Below are 14,491 nucleotides of genomic sequence, written 5' to 3'. Positions count from 1 at the left end.
CAGGACGTCGGCAACAGCGCTCACGACAGCACCTCTCTCAGGTCGCGCAGGGCCTCGGCCGCCGTGATCGGGTCGAGCTCGCGCAACCTGCTCGACTCGCGGCGCTGATAGGTGCGGTGGCCGTCGCGGTCGTCCGCGTAGACCTCGACGATCCTCTGCTCGGGCAGCACGTCGAGCGCCCCGACGGCGATGCCGGGGTCGATCTCGACGACCAGGGTGAGGCCACCGGGCACATCGCGCTCGAACCACCCCTGTACGCCGGCGTCCTGTGGCGCTCCGCGCTGCCAGCCACGGCGTTCCAGCCCCAGCAGCGTGGTGGTCGGCACCCGGACACCGAGGAAGCCCCGCCCGAGCCGCTCCTCGGCCTGCTCCGGCGTGAGCGCCTCGACCTCGCGGCCGAGCTGGGGGAACGGCTGCAGGATCTCGTAGTCGGCGAAGACCCCGGCCCAGGCCGCCAGCGCATCGCCGAGCTGGAGCGGGTGCGCCACCCCGATCCGCTCGTCGTCGCCGAGCACCACCGCCTCGTCGTCCACGTCGGCGAACGACCCGTCCTCGGCCGGCCGGATGCCGCTGGAGTGCTCGAAACGGAACCAGACCAGCCGGCGCACCAGGTGACGCATCAGCGGATGGCCGGCGAAGTAGTGCCGGAAGTCGGCGCCGCTCCACCGGCGCTGGTCCACCATGGCCCGTTCGAGCCGGCGCACCTGATCGGCGGCGATGGCCCGGACGTCCTTCTTCAGGGCGGAGAACATCCGGTATGCCTCCGGCGCGAGCTCCGGGTCGTCCTGCGCGCCCGGTTTCGGCAGCGCCTTGAGCCGCTTGCCCGCCGCGTCCGCCACGAACGGCTTGAGCTGCTCGTCGAAGCCGACCGTGAACCGCCGCCGGCCGTAGTCGAGGACCAGGCTGCCGGTCTCGTCGAGCCCGAGGTCGGGGACGAGACGGTCGGCCAGCTCGTCGGCGGTGAGACCGAGCGCCGCCGCCAGCTCGGTGATCTTCTCCTGCGCGCGCTCCTTGAGGCCCTTGAACTTCACCCTCTGCGCGATGCCGTGCAGGTACGTCAGGGCCACGTCGGTGCCGATCTCGGCCAGCACGTCGAGGCCGGCCACGGCGCGGGCGTGACCGCCCTCGCCCGGCCAGGCGCGGATCACCGGGGCGAGCCGGCGGACCGTCTCGTCGTCGCCGAGCAGGCCCAGCGCGTCGAGCGCCCAGCTCTGCTTCGCCGGGTGCCCGGCCTCCCGCCACTCGGTGAACAGCCCCCAGGCGAACTCCGCCAGGCCGGCCGGCTCGCACGCGGCGGCGACCAGGGCCAGGCCCGGGTAGGGCGCCCCGATCCGGGACATCGCCAGCATCGTGAGCACGTGGCCGACCGCCTCGGCCGGCAGCGTGCCGTGCCCGCCGGTCAGCCGGATCGGCGGGAGCAGCGCCGGGTTCGCCCACTCCGGCAGGCCGGGGATGACCTGGGGCAGGATGGTCAGCGGGTCGACGGCGAGGATCTCCTCGACGGCGGCGACGGTCTCGGGGCCGTGGACGGCGGCTGCCCCTCGTACGCAATCGGTGTGTCCCATGGCGGCCAGCGCGCGCAATCCATCCTCGGCGTCGGCGCGGGCGGCCGCCGCCTTGCCGGAGACGGGCCCCACCGCGACCGGCACGAGCGCGCGAGCGGCGGGCGAAGCGTGCCGGGCCAGCCAGCCGGCCGCGACCTTGCGGACCGAGCGGAGGCGCTGGTGCCAGCCCGCCATCAGCAGCGCCACCTCGGCCGACACCACCGGGGCGAGGATCGGCGCGGCTTGGGCCGGGGCCCGTCGTGCGCAGTCGATCAGGGCCGGCACGGCGGCGGCCTGGTAGCGGGAGAGCAGTGCCCGGCCCCAGTCGTCGATGCCCCAGACGTCGCGCGGCGTCCAGCCCGCGATCGCCGGGACGGTCAGCTCATCGGGCCCGGACAGGAAGAGGAAGAGCTCGTCCCACTTGTTTCCCGCCGGGGTGCCGATCCGCGCGGCCGTCGCGGCGAAGTCGTGCTCGCCGCCGTGCCGGCGGGCCCACTCGCTCCGCCCCCAGGACTCGCGCTCGCCCTCGGCCCAGTCGACGAGCACCGTCGCGTCGCTGTCCAGCCCGGTGACGACGAGCGGTTCCCGGGCGACCCGGGTGATCCACGGCGGGTTCACCAGGATCGGCGGCAGGTCGGCCGGGTCGGCGCCGCCCTCGGCGGACGCGCCGAGTGAGGCGAGGACCGCGTCGAGGCGCTCGCCGGCCCGGCCGCCGAGCTCGCCGCGGACCTCGGCGGCGAGGTCCATCCGGGCGGCCACCCGGGTGCGCAGCAGCCGCGCCGCGGCCGGCCGGTCGGAGGCGGCGAGGATCCGGAGGGCCCGCTCCGGATGACGGGCGGCCGCCTCGGCGACCGCGGCCGGGACGCCGGGCCGGTCGAGCCGCTCGGCGAGCGCGGCGAACGCCTCGTCGGTGCCGATCGCGACGAGCGCCGCCAGCAGTTTCCTCTGTCCGTCGGCGGTGCCGTGGTCGTCGAGCCAGTGGGTCAGCGCCGGCACCGCGCCGTCGCCGACGCCGGCCACGAACGTGTAGAGCAGCTGGGAGTCGTAGGTCGCCTGGTAGGTGCTGACCTGCTCGGCGAGGCGCAGCCCGGTCGCGCCGTCGGCGGCCACGGTCAGCAGCGTCAGCTTGAGCGACCCCAGGGCGTGCCGCGGCAGCACCGCCGCGATGATCTCCTCGGCCCAGGCCGCCTCGTCGGGGACCAGCACCGAGACGAGGGCGCGCTGCGGCATCGACTCACCGCGCACGGCGGCCAGGGCGGCGACGACCCCGGCGTAGTCGTCGGGGGACGCGGCCGACACGGCCGTACGCAAGCGGTATGCGATGGTGAAGGCCAGAACGGTCGAGTAGCCGGTGGCGTCGCGCTCCGGCACGCCCCGGGTGATCGGCCGGCCCACCGCGAACTCGCCCGGGTAGAGCGCCGCGAGCTCGGCCGTCGCCGCCGCGGCGAACCCGAGGCCGTGCCGCTCGCGCCAGAGGTCGCCGAACGCCTGGAGCTCGTCGAGCCGGGCCCAGCCGAGCACCCCGGAGATCGCCTGGACCACGGCGGCGGCGCCGAGCGGGGTGGCGGCCGGGTCGCCCGCGAGGTAGGCCCGGCCGGCCTCGGCGATGTCACCGGGCGTCAGCCGGTGGGCGAACGAGGGGAGCGCGTCATCCCGGAAGGCGGTCAGCAGCTCGGTGGCATGCCGCACCTTGACCGCCTGGACCGGGGGCATCGGCGGGGCGTCGGCCCGGCGCGGCAGCACGAACCGGCGCCACGCGGACGGGATCGCGAACGAGAGCATGGCCGGAACCCTAGCGAGCGGATACGACAAAATCGCGAGCCATCGACAGCCATGGACATCAGCGGCGATCTGCACCACAGTGAGACACGACTCCGGTGCGGACCGTGCAGGCGGCCGGCCCGCGCCGGAGTCTCCATATATCGATTGCGGCGCGCGCCGGAGGCTGACACCTTCTCCACCGATGGACGAGCGCATTCAGAACTCCGTGGTGGCCAACCTCCGCACCCGCCCGCAGGCCACCGAGGTCGGCCCCTTCATAGCGGGCCTGGACCCGGGCACCGACAGTCAGTGGGTCAACTACGCGACCCCGCGACCGCACGCGACGATCACCGCGGCCGACGTCGACGCCCTGATCGAGACCTTCCTCGAGGCGGGGCGCAAACCCCGGCTCGAGTACGTCACGAGCACCGCCCCCGAGCTGGAGAACATGCTCCTGGCGGCCGGCTTCACGGTCGAAGCACGCCACGAGTACCTGATCTGCACCCCTTCGCGGTTGACGGCTTCACCCGTACCCTCCGGTCTGTCCCTTGCCGAACCCACCACCGACCCGGACCGGGCCGCCCTGGCCGCAGCCACCGGTGAGGCCTTCGGCGAGGCGCCGCAGGCGTCCGAAGCCGACGTGGCCCGCCTGCGCCGCAACCAGGAACGCGGCGGAATCCCGCTGGCCGCCCTGACCGAGAATGGACACTGCGCCGGCGGCGGGCAGGCGATGCCGCCCCAGGACGGGACCAGTGAGATCGGTGGCATCGGCGTCCGCGAGCCGTTCCGCGGGCGCGGACTCGGCCAGGCGATCACCGCGGGGCTGGCCGAGCGGCTCTTCGCGCGCGGCGTCGAGATCGCCTGGCTGGAGGCGAGCGGCGAGGACTCGTGGCGGGTCTACGAGCGCGTCGGTTTCCGCCCGGCCGGGAAGCGGCTCTACATCTCGCGCTGAGCGGGGTATCTTCCCCCTGTGCCGATCTTGGGAAGCGCTCTCGTCACCGGAGCATCGCGCGGTCTGGGCGCGCACATCGCCCGGCGTCTCGCCGCCGACGGATGGCCGGTGGCGATCAACTATCGCTCCGACGCCGAAGGCGCCGAGCGCGTCGCCGCGGAGATCCGCGAGCAGGGCGGGAAGGCTGCGGCTCTGCGCGCCGACAGCACCGACGAGGCACAGGTACGGGACCTCGTCGCGGCCGCCTCCGACCAGCTCGGGCCGGTGCAGGCGGTGATCGCCAACGCGACCGGGCCGCAGCCGGCCGCGCCCGCCGAGGAGGTCACCTGGCGTGACCACCTCGACCAGCTCGAGTTCTTCGTGAAGAGCCCGACGCTGCTGCTCGCGGCCGCGCTGCCGGGGATGCGCGCGCTCGGGACCGGCCGGTTCGTCCACATCGGCTCGGACTCGTTCGAGCGGGCCATCCCGGGGGCGTCGGCGTACAACGCGGCGAAGGGCGCGCAGATCGGGCTGGCCCGGACGTGGGCGCGTGAGCTGGGCGTCCACGGGGTGACGGTGAACGTGGTGGCGCCGGGCTGGATTCCGGTGGAGCGGCACGGCAATCCCGACGTCTCCGGATATGTCGCTGATGTCCCTCTTGGGCGGATCGGCACGCCGCAGGACATCGCCGACGTGGTCGCGTTCGTCTGCTCGGACGCGGCCCGGTTCGTGACCGGCGAGCGGATCACCGTGAACGGCGGGCACACGATCGACTAGAGCTACCGTTGCGTCATGCGGCAGGTCTATGCGCACCAGGCGATCCTCCATTCCTCCAGCCAGATCGAACCCGGCGCGGCCATCACGACGGCGCTGTGCGGCGACGTGCATCACGAGCCGCCCTGCCCGCTCGCGCCGCACCACACCGCCGCCCGCACCGAGGACGGCCGGCTCCACCTGCGGATCCTGTTCGCGACCGAGCCGAACCGGGTCGAGCTCGTGCGGTCCCGGATCGACGCGGCGCTCGCCGGCGGCGACTGGGAGCTGATCTCGTCGGGATGCGCGCGGGTGGACGCCGGGGATCGTTCGGACGCTCGGCGCCTACTCAGGGCAAACAGGGCGTAACCTTCGGGTCATGCTCCTCACCGTCGTCGCCGACTACGGCCTCGGGGATCTCGCGTTCGCCGAGGTCCGCCAGCGACTCGCGCTCCTGCTGCCGGCGGCCGACGTCACGGCCGTGCCGGTGCCGGCCTTCGACACGGTCGCGGCCGGCTTCTGCGTGTGCCAGCTCGCCCTCGGCGAGGGCCCGGCCGACCGGATCGTCTATGCGAACGTGGCGCCCCGCCGCGACCGGGACGAGCCCCGGGCGAACAACGCGGGCGAGCGCCTCGCCGCGGCCCGCCTCGACTCGGGCGTGCTCGTGGTCGCCGTGAACGCCGGCGCGGCGCTCTCCTTCCTGGCCGCCGAGGGCGTCCCGGTCCGGGCCGTGGATGTGGCCGACCACGGCTCCCAGTTCCGCTCCCGCGACGTCTTCCCGGCCGCGCTCGCCGCCCTGGCCGCCGGCGACGACTCGCTGCTCGGCGAGGAGCTCCCGGTCGGCCCGCCGCCGAAGCAGGCGGTCGCCTACACCGACGGCTACGGCAACATCAAGACCACCTGGGACGCGCCGCCCGCCCCCACCGGCTCCCGCGTCCGCGTCCGCATCGGCGGCGCCGAGGCCGAGGCCGTGATCAGCGACGGCGTCTTCGAGGTCCCGGCCGGCACGATGTCGTTCGCCCCGGGCAGCTCCGGCTGGAACGGCCGCTCGTTCTTCGAGCTCCTCGCCCGGGGCGGCAGCGCGGCCGAGGTCTTCGCCCATCCGCGATCCGGCACCCCGGTCGAGATCGTCCGCTGATCTCGTACAGTGCGGGGCATGCTGGGACGAATACTCCGCGACCTCACGCTGGCCGACCTCACCTGGGGCGGCGGCCCGCTGGTGCTGGCGATCCTCGCCTTCGTCCGGGCCGCGCGGGTGGAGGAGTCGTTCGACCGCGGGGCCTGGATCGCCTGTGGAGTCATCATGCTGGCGGTCTGCGCCGCCTACCTGACCTGGGTGTGGCGGCGGCGGTCCGACCTTCAGAGCGACCCGGGGGCGACCCAGCGATAGATCTGGGCGTCCCTCAGCTCGATCGACGACGCGGGGGCGGGCGGCGGTCCGGCCGCGAGCCGGGCGACGACGTTGGTGCGGCCGCGGATGGTGCGGCCGTCCTCGGTCCAGTGCAGATAGGGGTGCAGGAGCCGGATCAGCGCGGTCCGATCGTCGCGCGCGGCCGCCGCCAGCACCTCCTCCACAATGCCGGGCGCCATCGCGGTCAGCTCCCGGCCGGTTTCAGCGGGGTGCTGCTGCGGCCGTGTTCAGTGCCGCTGAGTTCGGCGTCGAGGGTCTCCTGGGCGATGCGCATACCCTCGGCGTACGAGGGTTCGGCGAGGCGGCGCCAGATCTCGTCCTCGGCGACGTCCTCGAGGTGGCTCATCACCCACCAGATGTTGCCGAACGGGTCGCGGATCCGGCCGCCCCGATTGCCGAAGGCGTCGTTCGCCACGGCGGTGACCACGTGCGCGCCGGCCGCGGTGGCGCGGGTGAAGACCTCGTCGGCGTCCGGGACGAAGACGCGCAGCAGGCTCGGCATCACCGGCCAGCCGGGGCGCCTGTCGAACGCCAGGACCACGGTGTCGCCGATCCGGATCTCGCCGTGCCCGACCGCGCCGTCCTCGGTGAGCACCCGGCCCAGCTCCTCACCGGCGAAGACGGCCGTCACGAAGTCGAGGAAGGCGCCGGTGTCGCCGGTGACCACCCACGGCGCGACGGTGGTGTAACCCTTCGGTGTCGTCATGCGGGCGACGCTACGCGCGAATCAGGACAGCCCCCGTCCGCAATCCGAACGCATAGACTCGCGGCTATGTCTACTCGGCGTACCGTGCTCTCCCTATCGGCGGCGGCAGCGGTGGCGGCGACGGCCGCGCCCGGTGCCGCGCAGGCGTCAGGCACCCGGCCTCGGAAGCCGGATGCCCAGCTCAGGGCCATTCTGAAGGAGATCGACCCGAAGCGGATCGAGGCGACCGTGCGCCGTCTCGCCGCGTTCGGCACCCGGCACACCCTCTCGTCGCAGACCGACCCGGCCCGCGGCATCGGCGCCGCCCGCGATTGGATTTTCGAGCAATTGCAAGGGTACGCGGCCAGGTCCGCCGGACGGATGACAGTGGAGCTCCAGTCGTTCGTCCAGCCGGTCTCGCCCCGGATCCCGGCGCCCACCACGATCACCAACGTGATCGCCACCCTGCGGGGCAGCCGCACCCCGGAGCGGATCTACGTGGTGACCGGCCACTACGACTCACGCGCCTCGGACGTCATGGACGCCGTGAGCGACGCGCCCGGCGCCGACGACGACGCCTCGGGCGTTGCCGTGATCATGGAGCTGGCCCGGGTGCTCGCCACCCGCGAGCCCGAGGCGACCCTGGTGTTCGCGGCGGTGGCCGGCGAGGAGCAGGGGCTCTACGGTTCCGACCACATGGCGCAGGTGCTCAAGGACGCGGGCGCCGACGTCCAGGGCATGTTCAGCAACGACATCGTCGGCACCGGCGACGCCCACGACGGGACCCGCCCGGACAACCGCACGGTGCGGCTCTTCGTGGAGGGCGTGCCCACCTCGGAGACGCCGGCCCAGGCGAACACCCGCCGCAGCGTCGGCGGGGAGAACGACGGCCCGTCCCGGCAGCTGGGCCGGTTCGTCAAGGACGTCGAACCGGAGGGCGCCGACGTGCGGGTGGTCTGGCGCCGCGACCGCTACCGGCGCGGCAGCGACCACATCTCGTTCCTGCTGCGCGGATACCCGGCCGGGCGCTTCACCGAGCCGCGGGAGAACTTCGCGCACGAGCACCAGGACGTCCGGGTCGAGGACGGCGTCCAGTACGGCGACCTCGTCGAGTTCTGCGACTTCGGCTACATCGCCCGGGTGGCCCGGGTCAACGCCGCGACGCTCTGGTCCCTGGCCCAGGCCCCCGGAACGCCGCGCGGCGTGGTCATCGACACGACCCGGCTCACCAACGAGACGACGCTGCGCTGGCAGCCCGGCACCGAACCCGACCTGGCCGGCTACGAGGTGGTCTGGCGCGAGACGACGGCCCCCGACTGGCAGCACGTGGTACGGGCCGGCAACGTGTCCGAGGTGACGATCGACCTCTCCAAGGACAACGTCTTCTTCGGAGTCAGGGCCGTCGACACGGACGGCAACCGCTCCCCCGCCGCAGCTCCCCAACCGAGCTGACCCCGCCCCACCCCACCCCACTCCCGATCTTGTTGTTCTGTACGAGAACGGGTCACCCCGGAACAACAAGATCGGGAGAGGGAGGGAGAGAGAGCACTAGGCGCCCCGGAGGACGGCTCCGAAACGGGAACCGACGACGGTCACGGCCGCGTCGCGGGCTGCGATCGTCTCCTCGGAGGTGAGGGTCCGGTCGGGGGCGCGGAAGGTCAGCTTGTAGGCGAGGGACCGCTTGTCCGCGCCCAGCTGCTCCGACTCGTACACATCGAAGAGCGCCACCGACTCGAGCAGCTCTCCCGCTCCCTCGGCGAGTGCGGCCTGCACCTCGGCGGCCGGGACCGTGCGGTCCAGGACCAGCGCCACGTCGATCAGCGCGGCCGGGAACGTCGAGATCCGCACCGCGTCGATCACCGGCGCGGCCGGGAGCACGTCGAGGTCGATCTCGGCGGCCGCGGTCCGCTTGGGCAGGTCGAACGCCGCCACCACCGCGGGGTGCAGCTCGCCGGCGTGACCGATCACCACGCCGTCGACCAGGATCTCGGCACAGCGTCCGGGGTGCCACGGCGCGCGCTCGCCGGCCCGTACGGAGATCCGCGAAGCGGGAATGCCCGCCGCCGCGACCGCGACGCGCGCCGCCTCGACGGCGTCCGCCCAGGAGGCGGCGCGCCCCTCGCCCCACCAGCCGGCCGGTTCGGCGTCGCCGGTCAGCACGACGGCGAGGTGCCACGGCTGCTCGGGGACGATCGCGTTGGCGGCGGTCCACTCGTCCTCGGTGGGACGGCGGTCGACGCCCAGCATCGGCGGGGCGGCCGCGGCGAGGTGCGGCAGGAACACCGTGCCGGTCTCGAAGAGCGCCACGTCGCGGCGTCCCCGGCCGAGGTTCCGCTTGAGGGTGCCGAGCAGGGGCGCGAGCAGCGACGTACGCAGCAACGGCTCCTCCTCGGAGAGCGGGTTGGTCAGCCGCACCGCGCTCCGGCGGGGGTCGTCCACCGGCAGGCCGAGCGCGTCCGCGGTGGACGGCGCGACGAACGGGTAGGACAGCACCTCCACGTACCCGTTCTCGGCGAGCGCCCGCCCGATCGAGCGACGCTGCCGCTGCGCCGGGGTGAGGCCGTTGCTGCTGCCCGCGGGCGGCAGCACGCTCGGGATCTCGTTGTAGCCGCCGAGCCGCGCCACCTCCTCGACCAGGTCGATCGGGGCGAGCAGGTCGGGACGCCAGGACGGCGGCACGACCTCGATCTCGTCACCGGCGAGCTCGGTGGAGCAGCCGACCTTCGACAGCAGCTCCGCCACCCGGGCGGCGTCGAAATCGAGCCCGATGATGGTGGAGGGCAGCGACACCGGCAGCCGGACGACCGACGGCGGCACCACGTGGTTGACGTCCAGGATCCGCTCGTCGACGTCCCCGCCGGCGCGCTCGGTGAGGATCTCGACGGCCCGCTCCAGCGCGACCAGCGGCAGCTGCGGGTCGACGCCGCGCTCCCACCGCTTGGCGGCCTCGCTGAAGAGCTTGTGGCGCCGCGCCGTGCGGCCCACCATGATCGGGTCCCAGTGCGCGGCCTCGAGGAGCACGTTCACGGTGCCCTCCTGCCACTCGCTGGTCTCGCCGCCCATCACGGCGGCGAGCGAGATCGGCCCGGTCTCGTCGCAGATCACCATGTCCTCGGCGTCGAGCACGCGGGCCACGCCGTCCAGGGTGGTCAGCTTCTCGCCCGGGTGGGCCCGGCGTACGACCAGGCCGCCCTTGAGCCGGTCCAGGTCGAAGACGTGCATCGGCTGGCCGAGTTCGAGCATCAGGTAGTTGGTGATGTCGACGGGGAGCGAGATGGTGCGGATGCCGGCCGCGACGAGGCGGCGCTGCATCCACTCCGGGGACGGGGCGTCCGGGTCGATGCCCCGGACCACCCGGGCCGCGAACCGGTCGCACCCGACGGTGTCCTCGATGGCGATCTCCCACGGAACGGAAGCGGTCCCGGACGGAGTATCCAGATCTGCCGGGTCCATGAAGGGCACATCGAAGTACGTGGCCAGCTCCCGCGCCATGCCGCGGACGCTCATCTCGTACCCGCGGTCCGGGGTGATCTCGACTTCGATCAGCACCTCGTCGAGACCGACGACCGGCCGCGCGTCGGTGCCCGGCGCGGCGGAGCCGGCGGGCAGCACGATGATGCCCGAGTGGTCGCCGGACAGGCCCAGCTCGGCGGCCGAGCAGATCATGCCGTTCGAGTTGCGCCCGTACGTCTTCCGCGCGCCGATCTTGAAGCCGCCCGGCAGCTCGCCGCCGGGGAGGATGACCACCACGAGGTCGCCCTCGGCGAAGTTGCGGGCGCCGCAGACGATCTCCTGCGGAGCCTCGCGGCCGACGTCGACGGTGGTGAAGCGGATCGGCTTCTTGAAGCCGGTCAGCTCCTCGATGGTGAGGACGCGGCCGACGACCAGGTCACCGGTGACGGTGGCGGCCTGGTCGACGATGCCCTCGACCTCCATGCCCAGGTTGGTCAGCGCGGTGTCCAGCTCCGAAGCGGTGATCTCCGCGGGCAGCTCGACGAACTCGCGCAGCCACGACAGTGACGTCTTCATCGCCTCAGGACTCCATTCCGAAGTTCGTGGTGAACCGCACGTCGCCCTCGACCATGTCGCGCATGTCGCTGACGCCGTTGCGGAACATCAGGGTCCGCTCGACTCCCATGCCGAACGCGAACCCGCTGTAGCGCGCGGGGTCGATGCCGCACGCCGTGAGCACCCGCGGGTTGACCATGCCGCAGCCGCCCCACTCGACCCAGCGCGGGCCGTCGCGGTGCTGCGCGAACCAGACGTCGAACTCGGCGGACGGCTCGGTGAACGGGAAGTAGTGCGGCCGCCAGCGGGTCCGCGCGTCCGGGCCGAACATCGCCTTCGCGAAGTGGTCGAGCGTGCCGCGCAGGTGGGCCATCGTGATGCCCTCGTCGATGACCAGGCCCTCGATCTGGTGGAAGACCGGGCTGTGCGTGGCGTCCAGCTCGTCGGTCCGGTAGGCGCGGCCGGGGCTGACGATGTAGATCGGGGGCTGCCGGTTCAGCATGGTGCGCACCTGGCCGGGCGAGGTGTGCGTGCGCATGACGAGACCGGGCAGGTCCACGAAGAACGTGTCCGAGGAGCCGCGTACGGGGTTGTCCGGGCCGATGTTGAGCGCGTCGAAGTTGGCCCACTCCAGCTCCAGCTGGGGACCGTCGACGATGTCGTAGCCCATCCCGATGAAAACGTCGCCCATGTGCTCCATGAGCGTGGTGAGCGGGTGCCGGGCGCCGCGCGGGCGGCGGGTCCACGGCAGGGTGACGTCGACGCGCTCCTCGACCAGCACCCGGGCGGCGCGGTCGGCCTCGAGCTCGGCGGCGCGGGCGTCGTAGGCGGCCTGCACGGCCTGGCGGGCCACGTTGACGCGCTTGCCGGCGTCGGACTTCGCGGCCGGCGGCAGCGAGCCGATCTCGCGGCGGGCCAGCGACACCGGCGAGCGGTCGCCGAGGTGGGCGGGCTTGAGGGCGGCGAGGGCGTCGAGGTCGGCGGCGGACGCGAACGCCTTCTCAGCGTCCGCGACCGCGCCCTCTAGCGACTCGGGCGCCAGCAGGACAGCCTGCTTCGGATCGTATGGATCGTTGCGGTAGGACATGGTCTCCCTCACACACCGGCAGTGCCACCCAGAATCTGGGCCACAGGGCAGTCTACGGAGGCGCGGCGCGGCCGCAGCCCGCCGGTCAGAGAGAGCGCAGAGAAGTCAGATCTGCGGCCCGCGACCAGCGGGCTGGATAAACAGAAGGCGACCTGACATGCGCCCCAGCTTACCCTCAGCGCTGCGCTCGGGCCGAGGCATATAGGCACACGGCGGCGGCCGCGGCCAGGTTCAGGCTCTCCGCGCCGCCGTAGATGGGGACGCGCACCCGGCGGTCGGCTGCCTTCAGCAGGTCGGCGGGCAGCCCGTGCGCCTCCGAGCCGAAGAGCCACGCCGTCGGCGCGGCCAGCTGCCCGCCGTCGAGCAGCGAGTCCACGTCGTCCTCACCGGTGCCGCTGGTCGCGAGCACCTGGAGGCCGGTGTCCTGCAGCAGCTCGATCACCGACAGCGGGGAGCGGACGACGTCCACGTGGAACAGCGAGCCGGCCGAGGCCCGTACACATTTGCCGTTGTAGGGGTCGACCGCGTCGCCCGCGAAGATCACCGCGCTCGCGCCCGCCGCGTCGGCGGTGCGCAGCACGGTGCCGGCGTTGCCCGGGTCACGGATCTCGGCGACCACGGCGACCAGCCGGGGCTGCTTCGCGAGCGCCTCGGTGATCGGCACGTCGGTCTGCTCGCAGATCGCGACGAGACCCTGCGGGGAGACCGTCTCGGTCAGCGCGGTGAGCGCCTCGTCGGTGACCGGGGAGACCTCGGGCGCCATCGCGGCCAGGTCGGCGTACCGGCTCAGCGCCTCACCGGTGCCGAAGAGCTCCAGCACGGCGCCGGCGGCGAGGGCCTCCCGGACGGCCTGCGGGCCCTCGGCGAGGAAGCGGCCGGTCTGGTCGCGGTCCCTGCGGCGCTGAAGGCGCCGGGCCGCGACGATTCTGGGGGTACGAGGTGTGAACATCCGCTCCGACTCACCAAAGGGAGAAGGCGCCCCCACGAGGGAGGCGCCTTCCAACGTGCTTCGCGTTAATCAGGCAGCCTGCGCGGCGGCGCCGCCGGTGCCCTCGGCCGCGACAGCAGCGCGAGCGATCTCGACGATGCCGGCGAACGCGGCGGCGTCGTTGACCGCGAGGTCGGCCAGGATCTTGCGGTCGACCTCGATCTCGGCCAGCTTCAGGCCCTGGATCAGGCGGTTGTACGTCATGCCGTTGGCACGAGCGGCCGCGTTGATCCGGGTGATCCACAGCTGGCGGAAGTCGCCCTTGCGGTCACGGCGGTCGCGGTACGAGTACTGCATCGAGTGCAGCACCTGCTCCTTGGCCTTGCGGTACAGGCGCGAGCGCTGGCCGCGGTAGCCACTCGCAGTCTCGAGCAGGGTACGGCGCTTCTTCTGGGCGTTTACCGCCCGCTTGACGCGTGCCATTTCTAGTTACTCCTTAGGGGAACTGGTCAGGCTCGCGTCAGCGGCCCAGAAGCTTGTTCACTCGCTTGGTGTCGGCCTTGGCCACGACGACCGTGCCGGTCATCCGGCGGGTGACGTGGGAGCTCTTGTGCTCCAGGAGGTGACGCTTGCCGGCCTGCTCGCGGACGAGCTTGCCCTTGCCGGTCACCTTCACGCGCTTGCCCATGCCGGTGTGGCTCTTCATCTTCGGCACTGAACGCCTCTTTCTGATCTTTCCCCGCAAACCGAGGGGAATACGGGGAAAAGCTGACTACTCTACGGTCTCCGCAGCCGGGGCAGCCGGAGCGGCCTCGGCGGCTTCGCCCTCGCGCGGCTCCCGCGGCGGACGCGCACTGGCGGCGGCCGTGGCGGCCGCAGCGACCTTGGTGGCCCGATGCGGGGCCAGCACCATGATCATGTTCCGGCCGTCCTGCTTCGGGCTGGCTTCGACGAAGCCCAGCTCGGAGATCTCCTCGCTGAGCCGGCGAAGCAGCCGGAATCCCAGCTCGGGACGACTCTGCTCACGACCACGGAACATGATCGTCACCTTGACCTTGTCGCCCGCCTTGAGGAACCGCACCACGTGACCCTTCTTGGTCTCGTAGTCGTGCGGGTCGATCTTCGGCCGCAGCTTCATTTCCTTGATGACGGTCTGCTGCTGGTTGCGCCGCGCTTCGCGAGCCTTGAGTGCGCTCTCGTACTTGAACTTGCCGAAGTCCATGAGCTTGCACACCGGCGGCCGCGCCATCGGAGCAACCTCGACCAGGTCCAGGTCGACGTCCGCGGCCAGCTGGAGAGCGCGCTCGAGCGGCACGATGCCGACCTGCTCACCCTCCGGACCGACCAGGCGGACCTCACGAGCCCGGATCTGTTCGTTCACGC

Annotated in this window: 15 protein-coding genes; 6 read left to right on the top strand and 9 right to left on the bottom strand. The window is 72.7% G+C overall.

Annotation, left to right across the window (positions count from 1 at the left end; genetic code table 11):
- Positions 1–20 precede the first annotated feature (20 nt).
- The gene (locus tag AB0G10_RS07450; RefSeq protein WP_360917833.1) at positions 21–3,326 is read right to left on the bottom strand and encodes a DUF4132 domain-containing protein; all 3,306 of its coding nucleotides are present in this window, start codon (positions 3,324–3,326) and stop codon (positions 21–23) included.
- A gap of 181 nt (positions 3,327–3,507) precedes the next feature.
- Between AB0G10_RS07450 and AB0G10_RS07445 the strand changes: the two genes are divergently transcribed.
- Genes AB0G10_RS07445 through AB0G10_RS07425 form a run of 5 tightly spaced genes read left to right on the top strand, consistent with a single transcriptional unit; the run spans position 3,508 to position 6,379 of the window.
- Positions 3,508–4,257, top strand: a complete 750-nt coding sequence (locus tag AB0G10_RS07445) for a GNAT family N-acetyltransferase (protein WP_360917832.1) — start codon at positions 3,508–3,510, stop codon at positions 4,255–4,257.
- Between the two features lie 18 nt (positions 4,258–4,275).
- The gene (locus tag AB0G10_RS07440) at positions 4,276–5,013 is read left to right on the top strand and encodes an SDR family oxidoreductase (protein WP_360917831.1); all 738 of its coding nucleotides are present in this window, start codon (positions 4,276–4,278) and stop codon (positions 5,011–5,013) included.
- Between the two features lie 15 nt (positions 5,014–5,028).
- Entirely contained in the window at positions 5,029–5,358 is a 330-nt protein-coding gene (locus AB0G10_RS07435; protein WP_360917830.1) for a hypothetical protein, read from the top strand.
- A gap of 10 nt (positions 5,359–5,368) precedes the next feature.
- The gene (locus tag AB0G10_RS07430) at positions 5,369–6,127 is read left to right on the top strand and encodes a hypothetical protein (protein ID WP_360917829.1); all 759 of its coding nucleotides are present in this window, start codon (positions 5,369–5,371) and stop codon (positions 6,125–6,127) included.
- 18 nt (positions 6,128–6,145) lie between these two features.
- The gene (locus AB0G10_RS07425) at positions 6,146–6,379 is read left to right on the top strand and encodes a hypothetical protein (RefSeq protein WP_360917828.1); all 234 of its coding nucleotides are present in this window, start codon (positions 6,146–6,148) and stop codon (positions 6,377–6,379) included.
- On the opposite strand, the gene AB0G10_RS07420 is transcribed toward AB0G10_RS07425, so the two are convergent.
- Together AB0G10_RS07420 and AB0G10_RS07415 are read right to left on the bottom strand one after the other, a co-directional pair.
- A complete protein-coding gene (locus AB0G10_RS07420) occupies positions 6,349–6,579 on the bottom strand; it encodes a DUF4440 domain-containing protein (protein ID WP_360917827.1) in 231 nt (76 codons plus the stop codon). The two genes, AB0G10_RS07425 and AB0G10_RS07420, sit on opposite strands and share 31 nt — an antisense overlap.
- A gap of 5 nt (positions 6,580–6,584) precedes the next feature.
- Positions 6,585–7,106, bottom strand: a complete 522-nt coding sequence (locus tag AB0G10_RS07415) for a VOC family protein (protein WP_360917826.1) — start codon at positions 7,104–7,106, stop codon at positions 6,585–6,587.
- A 66-nt stretch (positions 7,107–7,172) separates the two neighbouring features.
- Here AB0G10_RS07415 and AB0G10_RS07410 point away from each other — a divergent pair, with 66 nt between their 5' ends.
- On the top strand, positions 7,173–8,537 hold the full coding sequence (locus tag AB0G10_RS07410) for a M28 family metallopeptidase (RefSeq protein ID WP_360917825.1): 1,365 nt from the start codon (positions 7,173–7,175) through the stop codon (positions 8,535–8,537).
- A gap of 96 nt (positions 8,538–8,633) precedes the next feature.
- Here the strand turns inward: AB0G10_RS07410 and pheT are convergent, their stop codons facing one another.
- From pheT to infC, 6 genes are all read right to left on the bottom strand, one after another.
- A complete protein-coding gene (gene pheT, locus AB0G10_RS07405; RefSeq protein ID WP_360917824.1) occupies positions 8,634–11,114 on the bottom strand; it encodes a phenylalanine--tRNA ligase subunit beta in 2,481 nt (826 codons plus the stop codon).
- A 4-nt stretch (positions 11,115–11,118) separates the two neighbouring features.
- The gene (pheS, locus tag AB0G10_RS07400; protein WP_360917823.1) at positions 11,119–12,180 is read right to left on the bottom strand and encodes a phenylalanine--tRNA ligase subunit alpha; all 1,062 of its coding nucleotides are present in this window, start codon (positions 12,178–12,180) and stop codon (positions 11,119–11,121) included.
- Positions 12,181–12,355: 175 nt separating this feature from the next.
- Positions 12,356–13,129, bottom strand: a complete 774-nt coding sequence (locus tag AB0G10_RS07395) for an RNA methyltransferase (protein WP_360917822.1) — start codon at positions 13,127–13,129, stop codon at positions 12,356–12,358.
- A 69-nt stretch (positions 13,130–13,198) separates the two neighbouring features.
- Complete coding sequence (gene rplT / locus AB0G10_RS07390; protein ID WP_014446291.1) at positions 13,199–13,591, bottom strand: 50S ribosomal protein L20; 393 nt, start codon at positions 13,589–13,591, stop codon at positions 13,199–13,201.
- Positions 13,592–13,628: 37 nt separating this feature from the next.
- On the bottom strand, positions 13,629–13,823 hold the full coding sequence (gene rpmI, locus AB0G10_RS07385) for a 50S ribosomal protein L35 (protein WP_360917821.1): 195 nt from the start codon (positions 13,821–13,823) through the stop codon (positions 13,629–13,631).
- Between the two features lie 57 nt (positions 13,824–13,880).
- On the bottom strand, positions 13,881–14,489 hold the full coding sequence (infC, locus tag AB0G10_RS07380) for a translation initiation factor IF-3 (protein ID WP_360917820.1): 609 nt from the start codon (positions 14,487–14,489) through the stop codon (positions 13,881–13,883).
- Positions 14,490–14,491 lie beyond the last annotated feature (2 nt).

The sequence above is a fragment of the Actinoplanes sp. NPDC023714 genome (assembly GCF_040639855.1).
In the GTDB taxonomy this organism is placed as follows: Bacteria; Actinomycetota; Actinomycetes; order Mycobacteriales; family Micromonosporaceae; genus Actinoplanes.
This window is presented reverse-complemented; position numbering and strand designations above follow the sequence as displayed.

What these genes read in the sequence shown, in the direction of transcription:
- AB0G10_RS07450 (WP_360917833.1), bottom strand. Translation starts at nt 3,326, where the DNA reads ATGCTCTCGTTCGCGATCCCGTCCGCGTGGCGCCGGTTCGTGCTGCCG.
- AB0G10_RS07445 (WP_360917832.1), top strand. Translation starts at nt 3,508, where the DNA reads ATGGACGAGCGCATTCAGAACTCCGTGGTGGCCAACCTCCGCACCCGC.
- AB0G10_RS07435 (WP_360917830.1), top strand. Translation starts at nt 5,029, where the DNA reads ATGCGGCAGGTCTATGCGCACCAGGCGATCCTCCATTCCTCCAGCCAG.
- AB0G10_RS07430 (WP_360917829.1), top strand. Translation starts at nt 5,369, where the DNA reads ATGCTCCTCACCGTCGTCGCCGACTACGGCCTCGGGGATCTCGCGTTC.
- AB0G10_RS07425 (WP_360917828.1), top strand. Translation starts at nt 6,146, where the DNA reads ATGCTGGGACGAATACTCCGCGACCTCACGCTGGCCGACCTCACCTGG.
- AB0G10_RS07420 (WP_360917827.1), bottom strand. Translation starts at nt 6,579, where the DNA reads ATGGCGCCCGGCATTGTGGAGGAGGTGCTGGCGGCGGCCGCGCGCGAC.
- AB0G10_RS07415 (WP_360917826.1), bottom strand. Translation starts at nt 7,106, where the DNA reads ATGACGACACCGAAGGGTTACACCACCGTCGCGCCGTGGGTGGTCACC.
- AB0G10_RS07410 (WP_360917825.1), top strand. Translation starts at nt 7,173, where the DNA reads ATGTCTACTCGGCGTACCGTGCTCTCCCTATCGGCGGCGGCAGCGGTG.
- pheT (WP_360917824.1), bottom strand. Translation starts at nt 11,114, where the DNA reads ATGAAGACGTCACTGTCGTGGCTGCGCGAGTTCGTCGAGCTGCCCGCG.
- pheS (WP_360917823.1), bottom strand. Translation starts at nt 12,180, where the DNA reads ATGTCCTACCGCAACGATCCATACGATCCGAAGCAGGCTGTCCTGCTG.
- AB0G10_RS07395 (WP_360917822.1), bottom strand. Translation starts at nt 13,129, where the DNA reads ATGTTCACACCTCGTACCCCCAGAATCGTCGCGGCCCGGCGCCTTCAG.
- rplT (WP_014446291.1), bottom strand. Translation starts at nt 13,591, where the DNA reads ATGGCACGCGTCAAGCGGGCGGTAAACGCCCAGAAGAAGCGCCGTACC.